Genomic DNA, 15,407 nt, shown 5'->3' with positions numbered 1-15,407 from the left:
GCGTAGGGAAACCTATGAGTGCTAGGCTTAAAAGGTTATAGAGGACGAGCCTTTTGAGTGATGCGATCGTGGAAAGTGCCGCAGTGACGGCTGTTGACAGAGAGACGGGAGCGAGCCGTTTTGTGCGAGCCTGTTTGCGTCAGCCAGTAGACAGAACGCCGGTGTGGTTTTTGCGGCAGGCTGGGCGTTACATGCCGGAGTATATGGCGGTGCGGAAGCACCATTCCCTGCTGGAGATTTGCCGGACGCCTGAGATTGCGGCGGAGGTGACCATTACAGCGGCAGAGCGGCTGGATGTTGACGCCGCGATCATCTTTGCCGATCTGCTGCTGCCATTTACGCCGATGGGTCTGGACTTCGAGTTTGTTGCGGGCGAAGGCCCCGTAGTGCATACGCCGGTGAGGACGCTGGAGCACGTAAAGACACTGCGTACCGATCGAGTAGAGGAGTTGCAGTATGTTGCGCGCGCGATTGAAAAAGTTGCCACGCACTTTTCTGCGCCCCGTGCCGATGGGGACACGCTGGGGATCATCGGATTTTGCGGCGCTCCGTGGACGCTTGCTGGATACATGATCGAAGGCGGCAAGCAGGGCGGCGGGGATCGCAACTACATCGAGACTAAGAAGATGATGTACTCGGATGGACCTGCTTGGTCGCTTCTGATGGAGAAGATTGTTACCGTTTTGGTTGCTTATGCGCAGCAGCAAGTCGAAGCGGGCGCGGATGTGATTCAGATCTTCGATAGTTGGGTCGGCAAGCTGAGTGTTCGTGACTATCGACAATACTGTCTCGGCTGGACGACGGAACTGGTGCAGCGAATTAAAGCACTGGGTGTGCCGGTGATCTACTTCGGAGTGGAGACCGCTTCCCTGCTGCCGGCGATGAGCGAGACTGGTGCGGATGTGATTGGGCTTGACTGGCGGACTCCGTTGGAATCGGGCTGGAAGGCCGTTGGTGCCGGCTGCGCGGTACAGGGGAATCTCGATCCGATTGCCCTGTTTGCCCAGGAAGATGTGTTGAAGCAACAGGTGAGCGAGATTCTTGAAGCGGCTGCGGGGCGGCCTGGACATATCTTCAATCTCGGCCACGGCATTGTGCCCGGAACACCGGTCGAAAATGTGATCCACGTGGTGGAGCTGGTCAGAGAGCTGAGCGCGCGATGAGTCTCGAAACAAGCGGGAGCGCTGTGCTGCTGCTCGCGCATGGAACGCCAGACATGCTCGACGAGATGGCTGAGTATCTAAGCAAAGTGACTGGCGGGCGAGCGATGCCGCAGGAGGTTGTGAAGGAGCTGCAGCATCGGTACGCGCAGATTGGACTGAAAGAGTCGCCAGGGCTGGAACCACCGCCGTTGACGAAGTGGACTATGGTGCAGGCGCATATGCTGGAGCACGCGCTGGGAGCGGGCAAAGTGTATGTGGGGATGAGGAATTGGCATCCTTACATCGCCGATGTGGTGGCACAAATGCGTTTGGATGGCGTGACGCAGATAAAGGCAGTGTGCCTGGCACCGCAGAACTCACGGACTAGTGTGGGGCTTTATCGCAGGGCGGTGCATGCCGCGGCAACTGGGATGGAGGTTGAGTTTGTTGCGGGCTGGGCCGAAAGTCCCGTGTTGGCGGAGGCGTTCGCAGAGAAGCTGCAGCCTGTGTGGGAAGAGGCTTGCGCCGAGGCGGGCCAGCGCGTGCCCGTTTTATTCACGGCTCATAGCGTGCCTTGCCGAACCATCATGACGGGTGAGGCTTCCGTCGCTGGAGCACGGCCCGGAACACCTGTTCAGGATTCGCCCGATCCGTACCCGGTAGAGGCTAAGCGCACTGCGCAGTTGGTGGCAGAGCGGATGACCCCGGCTGGATTTGGTGACAAGGATTGGTACTTCGCGTTTCAGAGTCAGGGTATGAGCGGAGGTCCGTGGATCGGTCCAACCGTGGAGGACACACTCAAAGCGATCAAGGCCGAAGGGCATGTAGGCGTGGTGATGCAGCCAGTGGGCTTCCTCTGTGATCACGTGGAGATCCTTTATGACATCGACATCGCTTTCCGGCAGACCGCAAACGAGTTGGGCCTTAAGTTGTGGCGAGCCGAGAGCTTGAACGACTCCCCGGTGCTGGTGGAGGCGATCGTGGAGGTCGTCTCCGGGCGATATAAAGCGACCGTCGATGAGGTTATGGTTCCGGCGTAGGTATAGGCTGTCATGAGGGCTGAAGGCGGGGGCTCTGGCCTCCGCTTTTGTTTGCGGAAATCTCTGGAGAAACGATGAAGCGCGTTGCAATTGTGGGTGGTGGGGTAGCCGGGGTGACGGCAGCATATGAGCTGGCGCAGCAGGCTCGTAAGGGCGTACCGCTGCAGGGAGTTTTGTTCGAAGCCTCGACGCGGCTTGGGGGAATCATCGAGACGGTCCATGAGGGTGAGTTCGTGATCGAATGCGGGCCGGATGCCTGGGTGACGGAAAAGCCCTGGGCGCGCGAACTCGCAGAAGAGCTTGGGTTGGCTGATGAAGTGATGCCTTCCAATGACGCCACGCGAAAGACGTATGTGCTGATCGACAAGAAGCTGCAGGCTATGCCGGATGGCATGCGGATGATGGTGCCGGCTGACCTCGATGCTCTGGATCAGTCCGAACTGTTCAGCGCGGAGGCCAAGCGGGCTTATCGCGAAGAACCCGGCAGAGCGGAGGAGTTGCGAGCGGCGGCTCCTGAAGGAGATGAGAGTGTTGCGGAGTTTGTTCAACGCCACTTTGGAGACGAGGTGTTGGAGAAGATCGGGGCTCCCCTGCTGAGTGGTGTCTTTGGTGGCGATGTGACCAAGCTGAGCGTGCAGGCGGTGATGGCTCCGTTTGTCACGATGGAGCGAGAACACGGCAGTCTGATCGACGCACTACGGACGAGGAGTGTTGCGGCGAGCAAGAATTCAGTATTTACCACGTTACGGAGCGGCATGGGGACTTTGGTAGATCGCATGATCGCCGCGATTCCCGAGGATTGGATTCGACTCTCTGCGGAAGTACAGTTCACCTCGTGCGGCGAAGAAGGGTGGCTCGTCGGAACTGCCAGAGGCGTAGAGCGTTTCGATGCTTTGATGATGACGGCGCCGGTCGACGTAGCTTGTTCTCTCCTGCAGCCGATTGACGCCGAGATGGCTCCGTTGATGGAGATGGATGCCAGCTCTGCGGTAGTGGTCGGATTTGGATTTCCCGACGCGGCAAAGTTTTCTATACCGACGGGGTTCGGTTTTCTAGTCCCGCCGGGATCCGATAGTCTGCTGCTCGCAGCGACCTTCGTCGATCAGAAGTTTGAACACCGCGTGCCGCAAGGGGGACGGCTGATGCGAGCCTTCTTCGGAGGCAAAGCTGCCGAACGGTTGATGCGGTGTGGCAACGACGAAACAGCTGCAGTGGCGCGGATGGAGCTCGCGAGGGTTTTGGGGCCTCTGCCCGAGCCGCAAGTGACTGTGGTGCGACGGTGGCCGCGTAGTCTTCCCCTGTATGCCGTGGGGCATCTTGAGAGAATGAAGAAACTCGATTCGCGAGTGAGAGCCTTCAAGGGATTGTGGCTGCTTGGTAATGGGTATCGCGGCGTGGGAGTGCCCGATCTGGTGCGAGATGCGAGAGCTGCGGCAAGGGAGATCGCAGGCGAATGAGAACAACGGTCATGGAGTTGTAAAGATTTGACCCGGCGGGATGACCGGGATAGTCTTTTCCTACATCTGGTGTTGGGAAGGCGGTGCAAATCCGTCGCTACCCCGTAACTGTAAGCGCTGAGAGTTTTGACGATTGGTATTAAGCCACTGGGATGCATCCTGGGAAGGTAAGTCAAAATTTGCTGAAGCGTAAGTCAGGAGACCTGCCAGGGCCGATCAGGCTGATTCAGCTTCGCTGGGAGAGCTGAAGAGCATTCTCGCCGACTGCAATAACGGTCTGCACGAGCGCTGCCTAACTAAATTCCCGCTCTGCTCGATTGCTTCGAAAGATGCCGGGCAAGGAGCTAACGATGCAGGAGATGCGCCACAGTTCCATCACTCTCGTACTTGGCGGCGTTCGCAGCGGCAAGAGCCGTTACGCGCAACAGCTTGCAGAGCGAGAGAGCCGCGTCATCTTTGTGGCGACAGCGAGGGCTTCCGACGACGAGATGCATCGCAAGATCGAGCGGCATCGTCGAGAACGCCCTGCGGAGTGGATCACCGTTGAGGAGCCGCTGGAACTGGTTCAGGTACTGGCGCAGAAGGCACGCGACTGCGATGTGATCATTGTGGACTGTCTGACGGTCTTTGCGGCGAATCTTCTAGAGACCGAAGGCGACGACCAGGATGCCATCGAACGACGTGTTGATGCTTTGTGCGTGGCGTTGCAATCGGCGAGTTGCTCTGTTGTATTGGTGTCCAACGAAGTGGGCAGTGGCGTGGTGCCGGCCTATCCCTTGGGACGTCGATACCGCGATCTGCTGGGCGAGATCAATCAGAGCGTAGCAAGGATCTCCGACGATGTGGTGTTGATGGTGGCTGGGCTTCCGCTCGCTTTGAAGGGACACCTTGAGGTGACGCTGTGAGAGCACTGCTGGTGTCAGGCACAGCAAGCGGGGTGGGAAAAACGACGGTCGCGCTTGCGATCATGTCTGGGCTGCGGCGACGCGGCTTGGCGGTGCAGCCCTTCAAGTGTGGACCAGACTTTTTGGACACTGGCCATCACACGAGGATCTGCGGGCGAAAGGCTCGAAATCTTGATACATGGATGCTGAGCGAAGAGGCGAATCGATGTGTTCTGCAAAATGCTGCGCGTGACGCGGATGTACTCGTCGCTGAAGGCATGATGGGATTGTTCGATGGAAAGAGCGGGAACACGGAGACTGGAAGCACGGCGGAGATTGCCAAACTGCTGAAGCTGCCGGTCGTGCTCGTCGTCGACGCAGCAAAGACTGCCAGGAGCATCGCGGCGGTGGTGCTCGGCTTTGAGATGTTCGACCCTGAGCTGCGGCCTGCAGGCGTGATCCTGAATCGTGTTGCAACAGAGCGGCACTACGAGATGCTGCATGCGGCGATTGAGAAGTCATGCAAGACAAGGATTCTGGGCTGGCTGCCACGTGATCCGGCGATTACGATTCCCGAGCGCCATCTCGGCCTGCAAGGAGCGGCTGAAGCTGCGGTCGAAGATGATGCTTCCATCGATACGCTGGCTGCGCTTGCGGAGAAATATTTCGATCTTGATAGTTTGGTTGAGCTTAATTGTGGGTTGGATCTGGATGAGACGGGCGTTGCCGGAATAGAAAGCTCGCGAGTGGCCGAAGGTGTGCGAATCGGTGTTCCATCTGATCGCGCTTTCTCGTTCTACTATGAGGACAATCTGGATCTTCTTCGCGAACAGGGCGCTGAGATCATTCGGTTCAGCCCGCTGTGCGACAGGTCTCTTCCAACGGGACTGGATGCGCTCTACCTCGGCGGAGGATATCCGGAGCTTCACGCAGAACAACTAGGCCGCAATCGCCCTATGATTGAGGACGTTCGTGCCTTTGCTGCTTCAGGAAGGCCCATCTATGCCGAGTGCGGTGGCATGATTTATCTCTCCGAGAGCCTTAAATCCAGCGAGGGCATGAACTACGCTATGGCTGGAGTCCTGCCACTTTCTATAAAGATGACCGGCAAACTTGTGCAGTTCGGATACGTCAGCGTGATGTTTACCGAAGGCTGTCTCCTGGGTCCCAAAGGAACAACCGTCCGCGGACACAGTTTTCACTACTCGTCCATCGTCTCTCGCGGAGACATTGCGACGAGCTATTGCGTGCAGTACTCAATGTCGGGGAAAGAAGAGTTTGAAGGATTCCGGCAAGGTAACGTTCTAGCGAGTTATGTTCATCTGCATCTGCGCGCAAATCCCACAATAGCGAGAGATTTTGTCGCTGCAATCCGACGAGCGCGAACCTTGCAGACGGTGACGACGTGAGCGGACCTGGAGACCGGAGGAACATGTGAACACATCAAGTCAGATGGTCGACTCTAAAATCATGTTGACCATTGAGCCCCCAAGTCAGCAATGGCTAGCAAGGGCACGAGCGCGTTTGGATCAGTTGACCAAGCCGTTGGGCAGCCTCGGCAGACTTGAAGATCTCGCGGCCCAGATGGTGTCAATCCGCGAAGAGGCATTTGCGGAACCGATGCGAAAGGCAGTCTACGTCTTTGCCGCGGACCATGGAGTTACTGCTGAAGGGGTCAGCGCCTATCCGCGCGAGGTGACGCGGCAAATGGTGCTCAACTTTCTTGCTCACGGCGCCGCAATCAACGTGCTCGCAAGAGCTCATCAGGTCGAGATGAACGTTGTGGATGTCGGCGTCGATGCCGACTTCGATCACAGCGACGGACTGCTGCACCGCAAAGTGCGTAGGGGGACGCGCAATATGATGAGGGAGCCGGCGATGAGTGAGGACGAACTAACCAATGCGCTCGACGTTGGACTCAAGCTTGCAGATGATGCGAAGGCAATAGGCTACAACCTGGTTGCTGTCGGCGAGATGGGTATCGGCAATACCACAGCAGCCAGTGCGATTACCTCTGCACTCACGCGTGAACCGGTTAATCGCATCACTGGTAAAGGAACTGGCTTGAACTCCGAGGCACTCACACACAAGTGTCTGGTCATCGAAGCTGTTCTAGCGAAACATTTTGGTAATCGGCTTCCTAATCCACTCGATGTGCTGCGCTGTGTTGGCGGGCTGGAGATTGCCGCGATAACCGGCTTCATATTAGGCGCGGCAAGGCATCGGCTTGCAGTGGTCATAGATGGCTTCATCTCGACTGCAGCCGCAGCAATCGCTTTTGCAATTGCACCACAGGTGAGCGGCTATCTCTTTGCAGGGCATCAATCGGAAGAGCCGGGCCACAGAGTGCTGCTTGAATACATGGGATTGAAGCCTATTCTTGCTCTAAACATGAGGCTCGGCGAAGGAACAGGTGCTGTTCTGGCGATGCCTATCCTCGAGTCTGCACTGTGCCTCTACAATCAGATGGCGACGTTCGAATCGGCGGGCGTCAGCGAGGCGAAGGATTGAGTGCAACGCGGCAGATTCGCGACTTTGGCCGGGAGTTGGCGGTCGCCTTCCAATTTCTCACACGGATCCCCATGCCCTCGACAAAATTCGAAGAGGACTCGCTTTCTCGATCAGTCAAATTTTTTCCATTGGTCGGTTTAGCCATAGGTTCTATAGCCGCGCTGCTTCAAAGGATCCTAACAGTCCATCTGGGTCGCCCACTTACCGCATTCGTCGTGCTGACCTATCTCGTGCTGATCACCGGTTGCCTGCACGAGGACGGACTCGCAGACGCAGCAGACGGATTTGGCGGCGGCTGGACGAAGGATCGAATATTGGCCATCCTGAGAGACAGCAGGATTGGAAGCTACGGCGCGATTGCGCTTGTCTTATCTCTACTAGCACGCTATCTGCTTCTCGCGTCATTGCCGATGGAACGCTTTACGGCTTACATCATCTCTGCCCACGTATTATCCCGTTGGAGTTCGCTGCCGCTAAGCTACTTTCTCGCTCCAGCGCGTGAACAGGAGGGGCAGGGCGCGCGCATCGCCAGGCTGATCTCCTTCCATTCGCTTCTGTTCGGCTCGCTCGTGAGCATCGCAATCGTTATCTTCGCGCTGCGGAGATTCTCCGTGGCGCCTCTTCTCGCTGCCCCACTTCTCGTTGTACTGAGTGGGTGGTTCTACCAGAGAAAGATTGGCGGTATAACTGGCGACTGCTTCGGTGCGACCAATCAGCTTACCGAAATCGCGGTCTATTTCTGTGGGGTGTGGATCGCATGAGCGACATTCTTTTCATTCGCCACGCGGAGACAGACATGGCCGGAACATTTTGCGGCCACACCGACCCAGATCTGAATGCGCGCGGTCACAAACAAACGGCAGAGTTGATCGATAGACTTCGCTCAGAAAATATCGACACCGTCTACACAAGCGACCTGCGTCGGGCGCAAACCACAGCAGAGGCCATCGCCAGCGCATTCGGAATCGAATGCAGACCACGTCGAGCTCTGCGCGAGATCAACTTCGGCGAATGGGACGGTCTTACTTGGAAAGAAATCGAGGAGCGCGACAAAGTCTATGCGCGTCGGTGGATGGCTGAGCATCCGTTGCTGCCGACGCCCGGAGGTGAGGCGTTTCGCGATTTTGAACAGCGCGTCCTCGAGGAAGTCGCGTTCTTATCCACAAAAGCCGCAACGCAAGATATCGCGGTTGTGACCCACGCGGGGGTACTGCGTACGGTTCTCTGCTCACTCCATCAATCCAGCGAAGAAGATGCCTGGAAACAGACACAGCCTTACTGCGCCATCGTTCGACATGCAGTTACAATTTCACCTCAAATGCAGTTCATGGAGGCGCGTTCATGACCGTCTCGAAAGTCAATGTGCGCGAACTGATCGGATGGGATTTGGACGACTACCCCTACCGCGATGAAGCCGCCGGTGTCGACTCAGTCAAGTTAGCTGAAAGAGCGAAACAAGCACGCGCCAAACTCGCCGAACGAGATCAATACTCGGAGACCACCGCACTGCTCGAACGAGAGACAAAGGACATTCAAGATCTACTCAAAGTCGCGGCGCAACGCGAGGATTTGCAGGGTGAGTATGAAAATCTTGATTGGACCTTAGCCGTGATCGACATACGCCGCTTGCTTGCCTTTCAGCGCAGACTGGTATTCGGTTGCGCGTCGCAAGCCCCGATCTTGCCAGAGCGGCATGATTGGCCCCAATTGATTTCGCTAGCGATTGGCTCACAACGAAGCACCGAGCATGTCATGATTCATGAGCGAACTGAAGAAGATCAGTTGAATATCCGGCTGCATTCGAGCAATCCGGACTTACGGTTACGGCTTCATCCGAAGACCAAGGCAGGTGAGCTTCTGCCGCTTTCGCTTTATGGTGGCAGTCCCTTCTTCGAGGTCGCGGAGTTTCGTGGACGATGGTTTTTGCGTGACGGTTACCATCGCGCCTACCATCTACTAAAGGCGGGAGTGGATCGCATGCCTGTCGTCGTGATCTATGCGCGGAGCATTGAGGAGCTTGGAGCGACCGCTCCATGGTTCTTCAATGAAGAGCAATTGTTTTCGGCTCGCCCTCCACAGGTCACGGATTTTCTCGATGACAATATGACCCTGCGCTATGAGAGGACAGCTCTTCGTAAGGTCATTCGAATTCATATCGAAGAATCGCTGGAACCATTTGACGCGACCGAAGGAAGATAGGAGAAAGAGCATGAGCATCGCAACAAAACGTGGAGATGGCGGACAGACTGGATTAGCTGGCGGAATTCGCATCTCGAAAGCAGATTTGCGAGTGGAGGCTTACGGCACGGTTGATGAGTTGAACTCGACTCTGGGATTTGCCCGAAGCATCTGCACGAACAAAGAGATATATGACTGGACCGAAACGATTCAACGCACGCTGTTTCGGGTGGGATCGGCTCTGGCTACTCCTCCGGAGAGCAAGAAATCTCCGCCGGCTGTTTTGCCGGAAGATGTTGAAGCACTAACGCAGTTGGTGCACCAGATTGAAGCGACCGAAGGCATCCTCGCTGATTGGTCACTACCTGGGGCACACACCGAATCAGCTGCGTATGAGGTGGCTCGCACCGTCTGCCGCAGAGCAGAACGCAATGCGGTGCGGCTTGCAAACAGCGGAGTAGAACTCAAGCCTGAGATACTCGCATACCTCAATCGGTTGTCTGACGTGATCTGGCTCTTCGGCAGGCTCATTGAGGTCAAGGCCGGCGTGGATGCACGCTTGCGCAGTGGCGATACTGCAGGACCGAAGTGGTCAAGGGCATGGAAATGACCAGAGCAGAGGACTTCGATGAGAATGAGCGGAGGGCGGTCTATCGAGCCATCCGCGAGCGGAGAGACGTTCGCCGCGGCTTTCTGCCGGAGCCCATTCCAGACGAACTATTGCATCGGCTGTTGGAGGCCGCACACAACGCACCTTCCGTCGGCCTAATGCAGCCGTGGCGATTCATTGTGGTGCGCGACCTCGCTGTGCGACGGAAGGTACATGAGATTTTTCTCAAAGCTAATGAGCAAGCGCTAGCGAGTTACGAAGGGGAACAACAGCAGAACTACGCGGGCATAAAGCTCGAAGGGATTCTCGAAGCTCCACAAAATCTTTGCATTGTTTGCGATTCGCAGAGTAGTCAAGGGCATCAACTGGGGCGACGTACCATGCCTGAGACTGCGATCTACTCGGCCGTATGCGCGGTTCAAAATCTGTGGCTCGCTGCAAGAGCTGAGGGGGTTGGCGTCGGCTGGGTGAGCATTCTGGAGCCAGGATTATTACGCAGCACTCTGAGGATTCCGGATCAAATTACACCGGTAGCCTATCTGTGCCTCGGTTACGTGAATGCATTTTCAAAAGAGCCCGATTTGGAGCGCGCTGGTTGGGAAAAGAGAACGCCGTTGAAGAGTGTGCTCTCCCTCGACCAGTACGACAGCGACTGGAGTGAAGGAGGGCTGGCTTGACGAGAGCGCGGGCGATCATGGTTCTGGGCACCGGCTCGCATGTCGGCAAGTCCATGCTGACCGCAGCTCTGTGCCGCATCTTCGCCCAGCATGGCTATCGCGTTGCGCCATTCAAGTCGCAGAATATGTCTTTAAACTCGGCGGCCACGTTTGAAGGGCTCGAGATTGGTCGAGCGCAGGCGCTGCAGGCGGAGGCTGCTGGAGTTGCGGCATCGGTTCATATGAACCCTATTCTCATCAAGCCGTCCGGCGATCAATCCTCGCAGGTGATCGTGCACGGAAAGATTTGGGGGCGAGTAACTGCGGCGGACTATCATCGACGACGCATAGAGGAATTGTTGCCGGCCGTGCGCGAGAGCTATGAATCTCTTGCCTCCCGGTTCGATGTCGTCATTCTGGAAGGTGCCGGTTCGCCCGCAGAGATCAATCTGAAGCAGCATGATATTGCGAACATGCGAATGGCTGAGATGGCCGATGCCAGCTGCCTGCTGGTCGGCGACATCGATCGTGGAGGAGTCTTCGCCTCGCTGCTTGGCACGCTCGAACTGCTAGACCCTGAGGAACGGGAGCGCGTTCGCGGGTTCGCGATTAATAAATTCCGTGGCAACGTAACCTTGCTGGAGCCAGGCATACAAATGATGGAAGAACGAGTGAAGAAGCCGTGCATGGGAGTCATTCCTTATCTGCCTTCGCTGATGCTCGAAGAAGAAGACAGCCTGGGGCTGCCGGCTACAACTAAAACTAATTGGACGGCAGCGGACGCTTCAGACAGTTCGGCTGACCGTGCGTTACGGATAGCTGTGATTGCACTGCCATCTTTTTCGAACTTTACTGACTTTGATTCCTTGCGTGCAGAACCGTCGGTGTCTCTGCTGTTTTGCCGAACTACCGAAGGACTTGCCCTGGCTGATGTAGTTATTCTGCCGGGCAGCAAACAGACCGTGGATGATCTACTTTGGATAAAAAACACCGGTTTGGATATTGCGTTGCAGCAGTACGCCCATACAGGTCTTATTGTAGGTATCTGCGGAGGTATGCAAATGCTCGGCAACGCGATTTGCGACCCGTCCGGAATGGAGCATAGTGGATCGGTTGCGGGACTTGGCTTATTGCCGATTCGCACCGTTATGCAGACGGAGAAGGTAACTCGAAATACGCACGGAGAGATGGCGGCCGAAATTTTATTCGAACAGCAAATTACACAGACGCACCTTGCAGGGTATGAAATTCACATCGGATATACCAACTATGAAGTGGGAGCAAAGCACTTCTCGAATCTTGCATGCAAAGACGAACCGTCCAAAACAAGCAGAGACGGATGCATCAGTTCCGACACGCGCATCTTCGGTACCTACCTTCATGGAATCTTCGAGGAAGACTGTTTTCGCCATCAGTTTCTTAATGCCGCTCGCGGGTTTCACAGACTCTCGCCACCTCGTGAAGTAACTCCATGGAAGCAGCTTCGAGAAGACTCACTCAATCGACTCGCTCACGCGGTCGAGAGTGCGCTCGACATGCGAGAAATCTTCGCATGGGCTGGTCTCACTTATGATCCGCATCCCTCGGAAGATATGTCTGCACGACTACCAAGTGCAGGTGTGGCGAGATGAGTAGTCGAAGCGCTCTTGCTGCGGCGTATTTGTTCGACTGGATAGCCGGAGATCCTGAATGGCTTCCGCATCCCGTGCGGGTCATTGGTAGAGGAATTGAAGAGGGAGAGCGAATTTTACGGAGGCCTGGGCAGACTCCCGCGGCCGAGCTTGCGGCGGGCGGGGTGCTGACCTTCGGCATGGTTGTGGTGGTTTATTTGAGTACCGCGAAGACTATCGCCTGGATGAAGGAACGAGACAGGCGGTTGGGGTTCGTCGCAGAGACGCTTTTGGCTTGGACATGCCTCGCATCGCGCAGTCTGCACGATGAGGCCTCTGCTGTAGTAAACGCTCTTGAAAAACACGAGATCGTTCTGGCGCGACAACGTCTCTCAAGAATCGTCGGTCGCGATACTCAGACGCTGAACGAACAGGATATTAGCCGCGCGGTGATCGAAACCGTCGCAGAAAGTTGCTCGGATGGTGTCATCGCGCCTCTCTTTTATATGGCGATCGGAGGGGTTCCGCTCGCCATGTCCTACAAGGCGGTCAACACGCTCGACTCTATGATCGGCCATGCAGACGATAGATACTTTTACTTTGGCAAAATAGCTGCGCGGCTGGATGACGTTGCCAATTTTCTCCCCTCCCGACTGACGGCCCTGGGCATTACCGCCGCCGCTCTTATAGAAGATGCGAGTCCCATAGCTGCGCTTGAAACATGGCGTCGCGACGGAGCCAAACACAAGAGTCCGAATGCCGGACAGCCGGAGAGCGCCATTGCCGGCGCACTTCAGGTTCGTTTGGGCGGTGAGAGTCATTACGCGGGCGAGCTTTTGGCTTCGCCTCTCATTGGAGAGGAATTTGCGCGACCAAGGGTACAGAAGGCAAAGCAGTCAATTCGAATGGTCGCAGTTGTCTCGGTAGTCGGAGCGCTTACTGCGTTGTTGCTGCACCGAGGACGACGATGACGCCACCCGCGCAGATTTTCTTGCCAACACATGGCGGTCAACTTCGTCAGATCGCTGCCCGGTATGGGCTCGAGCCGAAACAGCTCATTGATTTCAGCGCCAACATCAATCCAGCTGGCCCTCCCGCGTCGGTGTTCATCACACTTCAGCAGGCCCTCGCGGATCCTGCCGTTCTAGTTGCATATCCCGATCTTGAATTGACCGAACTCAAGAAAGCTTTGGCAGAAGCCTCGGAAATCCTCCCCGAGAATACCGCAGTCGCCAACGGTTTTGTGCCGCTTCTCGAAGCCGCTCTGCGTTCACTCAAGATTGCACGTTGCCTTCTGCCTGTCCCCTCATTCAGTGAGTATAGGCAAACTCTCACGAACGCTGGTGTCGAGGTCGCTCGATACTATCTGGCCCAGGAAGAGGGATTTTCCTACCAGCCCGAAACGCTGCTACGAGCTGCATTGGAAGATGATTGCGACGCACTTCTGTTGGCCAATCCGCAGAATCCTTCTGGCGCACTTTGTGAAGCCGGCATTATGCGAGACCTCATCGAAATGGCAGCGAAGCACAGAATCAAGGTGCTGCTCGATGAAGCGTTCATAGATTATGTTCCGACCCAATCCTTAACCCGATCCGCAATCGAGTCGGAAAATCTAGTCGTGTTTCGTTCGGTAACGAAATTTTTTGCGATTCCCGGGCTGCGTGTGGCCTACGCGGTCAGTAGTGCTTCGTCTATTCGGAATTTGAACAACAGGCTTGCTCCATGGCCTATCTCGAGTTTGGCTTCAGAGGCGGTCTCTGCCGCTCTCGAAGACAGCGCCTATGCAGAGGAGACCCGTCGAGAGAATCATCTGCGACGGACTTGGCTAGAGCGAGAAATGGCTCGCTTGAAGATCTTTACCTATTCTTCGAGCACAAATTTTTTGCTGCTTCGATTCGCTGCACATGTGGACGTCCATCTGCTCTGGGAAAAGATGACCGCGGAGGAGCAGATTGTGCTTCGTTCCTGCGCCAACTTCGAAGGACTCGCACCGGTGCACCTACGGACCGCAGTTCGGTCGGAAGCAGAAAATGAGAGATTGGTTCACGGCCTGGAGCGAGTGCTGGCACGAATGAATAGATGATGGTAGGGGGAGGGGTTCGAACCCTGACCCCTCTCCGGCCCACTTTTGCTCGGAACAAAAAGCTCCAACGCGCGACCGAGTGACCATGTACTGGCGCTTCGCCGGGTAGAAGCCACACATGCAGTTCGGCTACGAAGGAACCGCAATGCGCGGTCACAGACCTAGTTAAGAAATCACTCAACCAGTCCTTCCAGAGTCGCTTTGCCCTTCGCGATGCTCACTTCTGATTCCTGAAGATCTCGATTTCACGCGTTGCCAACAATCACGGTCCGAAAGATCTCGAACACCGACAAGCTGCAACCAAAAGGTTTCGCTGCGCCACGAGATCAATCAATTGTTTGAGCTTGTAAGGCAGTCCAAAGTTCCACATCGGAGAGTCAGATAGGTTGCGTGGTGATCGAAACGCGAGGGCGGTATAGAGGTACCTTCCGGGAACGTGAACCGCGTGTACAGACGACGATTGCCTTTTCCACCTTCAAGAGAGGGCCGTACTGTTTGCCGTCGTAAGTTCCTAAGACGATTCGATCGGCGTTCTGAAAGCGTTGGATCAAGGACTGAATACGCTCCCATACGTTTGCCTCTGTTTCAGTCATCCTTTCGTTCTTTACTGCTTTGTACTTCGCTCCAATTGTCTCGTAGTCGAACTCCGGTAGCCGTTCTTGCCAGACGTTCAACGTATCTACAACGATCGAGGTGTTGTCGAATTTACACGCCTCGATGAATGATTTGGTGAGGCGATCGAATCGGAAGATTCGCCTCTTGGTGACGACTGAATTTCGAGAAGTTTCATTTTGGTTCTTCCGGGGGTGGAGACTCCTTGCGGAGTCCGGGCCTCTTTCGAGACCGCACGTGCTCCACTCTCAATTACATCTGCAACTTTTCTTGGGATGCGAGACGTAGACTGAGTGGCTTGCACCTGCGACTTCGACTATGTGGCTATGAGCTCGATTAGCATACCAACGCTCCAAATCCGGGTTGATGGTTCGATCGCTTCCCGCGAACTAGCATCCAACTCGGTTTGGTTCTCCAGGCAGCCGTGGTAATTGTCGCTGAGAAATTGTCCGCAAAGTTGAGAACCTGCGAGCGCGCCATGAAAGCGGGCTTTGTCGCCGGGAAGGTCACCTGCGAACAATTCATGAAACTGCGCGGGGTCAACATAGGTGAAACCGTCAGGCGTTTTCATTATGGCGCCTGATCTGGCGAGGTCGCTCGGAAAGCGCTTTCCGTCGTCCGACT

At 55.9% G+C, this 15,407-nt stretch carries 15 protein-coding genes and 1 riboswitch; of the genes, 14 read left to right on the top strand and 1 reads right to left on the bottom strand.

Features of this window, described 5'->3' with window-relative positions:
* Window positions 1-53: 53 nt before the first annotated feature.
* The 14 genes from hemE (at window position 54) to RBB77_RS06130 (ending at window position 14,171) form a co-directional block, all read left to right on the top strand.
* Complete coding sequence (gene hemE, locus RBB77_RS06195; protein ID WP_353065617.1) at window positions 54-1,163, top strand: uroporphyrinogen decarboxylase; 1,110 nt, start codon at window positions 54-56, stop codon at window positions 1,161-1,163.
* On the top strand, window positions 1,160-2,182 hold the full coding sequence (gene hemH / locus RBB77_RS06190) for a ferrochelatase (protein ID WP_353065615.1): 1,023 nt from the start codon (window positions 1,160-1,162) through the stop codon (window positions 2,180-2,182). Before hemE ends, hemH begins: the two co-directional genes overlap by 4 nt.
* Before the next feature lie 74 nt (window positions 2,183-2,256).
* Window positions 2,257-3,639: a protoporphyrinogen oxidase gene (gene hemG / locus RBB77_RS06185; protein WP_353065613.1), complete on the top strand. Its 1,383-nt coding sequence runs from the start codon at window positions 2,257-2,259 to the stop codon at window positions 3,637-3,639.
* A gap of 50 nt (window positions 3,640-3,689) precedes the next feature.
* Window positions 3,690-3,864: riboswitch (cobalamin riboswitch) on the top strand.
* Between the two features lie 125 nt (window positions 3,865-3,989).
* The gene (gene cobU / locus RBB77_RS06180; RefSeq protein WP_353065611.1) at window positions 3,990-4,544 is read left to right on the top strand and encodes a bifunctional adenosylcobinamide kinase/adenosylcobinamide-phosphate guanylyltransferase; all 555 of its coding nucleotides are present in this window, start codon (window positions 3,990-3,992) and stop codon (window positions 4,542-4,544) included.
* Window positions 4,541-5,932: a cobyrinate a,c-diamide synthase gene (locus tag RBB77_RS06175; protein WP_353065609.1), complete on the top strand. Its 1,392-nt coding sequence runs from the start codon at window positions 4,541-4,543 to the stop codon at window positions 5,930-5,932. Before cobU ends, RBB77_RS06175 begins: the two co-directional genes overlap by 4 nt.
* A 25-nt stretch (window positions 5,933-5,957) precedes the next feature.
* The gene (gene cobT, locus RBB77_RS06170; RefSeq protein ID WP_353065607.1) at window positions 5,958-7,034 is read left to right on the top strand and encodes a nicotinate-nucleotide--dimethylbenzimidazole phosphoribosyltransferase; all 1,077 of its coding nucleotides are present in this window, start codon (window positions 5,958-5,960) and stop codon (window positions 7,032-7,034) included.
* Window positions 6,974-7,795, top strand: a complete 822-nt coding sequence (gene cobS / locus RBB77_RS06165; RefSeq protein ID WP_353065605.1) for an adenosylcobinamide-GDP ribazoletransferase — start codon at window positions 6,974-6,976, stop codon at window positions 7,793-7,795. Before cobT ends, cobS begins: the two co-directional genes overlap by 61 nt.
* Complete coding sequence (locus RBB77_RS06160; RefSeq protein WP_353065603.1) at window positions 7,792-8,379, top strand: histidine phosphatase family protein; 588 nt, start codon at window positions 7,792-7,794, stop codon at window positions 8,377-8,379. Before cobS ends, RBB77_RS06160 begins: the two co-directional genes overlap by 4 nt.
* Window positions 8,376-9,233 (top strand): hypothetical protein, encoded by an 858-nt coding sequence (locus RBB77_RS06155; protein WP_353065601.1) that lies wholly within the window; start codon window positions 8,376-8,378, stop codon window positions 9,231-9,233. The genes RBB77_RS06160 and RBB77_RS06155 overlap by 4 nt, the downstream gene beginning before the upstream one ends.
* A 10-nt stretch (window positions 9,234-9,243) precedes the next feature.
* Window positions 9,244-9,822, top strand: a complete 579-nt coding sequence (locus tag RBB77_RS06150; protein ID WP_353065599.1) for a cob(I)yrinic acid a,c-diamide adenosyltransferase — start codon at window positions 9,244-9,246, stop codon at window positions 9,820-9,822.
* On the top strand, window positions 9,819-10,499 hold the full coding sequence (bluB, locus tag RBB77_RS06145; protein ID WP_353065597.1) for a 5,6-dimethylbenzimidazole synthase: 681 nt from the start codon (window positions 9,819-9,821) through the stop codon (window positions 10,497-10,499). Before RBB77_RS06150 ends, bluB begins: the two co-directional genes overlap by 4 nt.
* Before the next feature lie 17 nt (window positions 10,500-10,516).
* On the top strand, window positions 10,517-12,109 hold the full coding sequence (locus RBB77_RS06140; protein ID WP_353067586.1) for a cobyric acid synthase: 1,593 nt from the start codon (window positions 10,517-10,519) through the stop codon (window positions 12,107-12,109).
* A complete protein-coding gene (gene cbiB / locus RBB77_RS06135) occupies window positions 12,106-13,059 on the top strand; it encodes an adenosylcobinamide-phosphate synthase CbiB (protein WP_353065595.1) in 954 nt (317 codons plus the stop codon). Before RBB77_RS06140 ends, cbiB begins: the two co-directional genes overlap by 4 nt.
* A complete protein-coding gene (locus tag RBB77_RS06130) occupies window positions 13,056-14,171 on the top strand; it encodes an aminotransferase class I/II-fold pyridoxal phosphate-dependent enzyme (RefSeq protein ID WP_353065593.1) in 1,116 nt (371 codons plus the stop codon). Before cbiB ends, RBB77_RS06130 begins: the two co-directional genes overlap by 4 nt.
* Window positions 14,172-15,099: 928 nt before the next feature.
* Here RBB77_RS06130 and RBB77_RS06125 read toward each other — a convergent pair.
* Entirely contained in the window at window positions 15,100-15,354 is a 255-nt protein-coding gene (locus tag RBB77_RS06125; protein ID WP_353065591.1) for a hypothetical protein, read from the bottom strand.
* Window positions 15,355-15,407: the final 53 nt, after the last annotated feature.

This window comes from Tunturibacter psychrotolerans (genome assembly GCF_040359615.1).
Classification (GTDB): Bacteria; Acidobacteriota; Terriglobia; order Terriglobales; family Acidobacteriaceae; genus Edaphobacter; species Edaphobacter psychrotolerans.
The sequence above is the reverse complement of the archived record's forward strand: the minus strand, read 5'-3'. Positions and strand labels throughout refer to the sequence as shown.

Excerpts from the sequence above, each read along its gene's own strand:
- hemG (WP_353065613.1), top strand. The coding sequence starts at position 2,257 with ATGAAGCGCGTTGCAATTGTGGGTGGTGGGGTAGCCGGGGTGACGGCA.
- cbiB (WP_353065595.1), top strand. The coding sequence starts at position 12,106 with ATGAGTAGTCGAAGCGCTCTTGCTGCGGCGTATTTGTTCGACTGGATA.
- RBB77_RS06150 (WP_353065599.1), top strand. The coding sequence starts at position 9,244 with ATGAGCATCGCAACAAAACGTGGAGATGGCGGACAGACTGGATTAGCT.
- RBB77_RS06140 (WP_353067586.1), top strand. The coding sequence starts at position 10,517 with ATGGTTCTGGGCACCGGCTCGCATGTCGGCAAGTCCATGCTGACCGCA.
- RBB77_RS06155 (WP_353065601.1), top strand. The coding sequence starts at position 8,376 with ATGACCGTCTCGAAAGTCAATGTGCGCGAACTGATCGGATGGGATTTG.
- RBB77_RS06130 (WP_353065593.1), top strand. The coding sequence starts at position 13,056 with ATGACGCCACCCGCGCAGATTTTCTTGCCAACACATGGCGGTCAACTT.
- RBB77_RS06160 (WP_353065603.1), top strand. The coding sequence starts at position 7,792 with ATGAGCGACATTCTTTTCATTCGCCACGCGGAGACAGACATGGCCGGA.
- bluB (WP_353065597.1), top strand. The coding sequence starts at position 9,819 with ATGACCAGAGCAGAGGACTTCGATGAGAATGAGCGGAGGGCGGTCTAT.
- cobU (WP_353065611.1), top strand. The coding sequence starts at position 3,990 with ATGCAGGAGATGCGCCACAGTTCCATCACTCTCGTACTTGGCGGCGTT.
- RBB77_RS06125 (WP_353065591.1), bottom strand. The coding sequence starts at position 15,354 with ATGAAAACGCCTGACGGTTTCACCTATGTTGACCCCGCGCAGTTTCAT.
- hemH (WP_353065615.1), top strand. The coding sequence starts at position 1,160 with ATGAGTCTCGAAACAAGCGGGAGCGCTGTGCTGCTGCTCGCGCATGGA.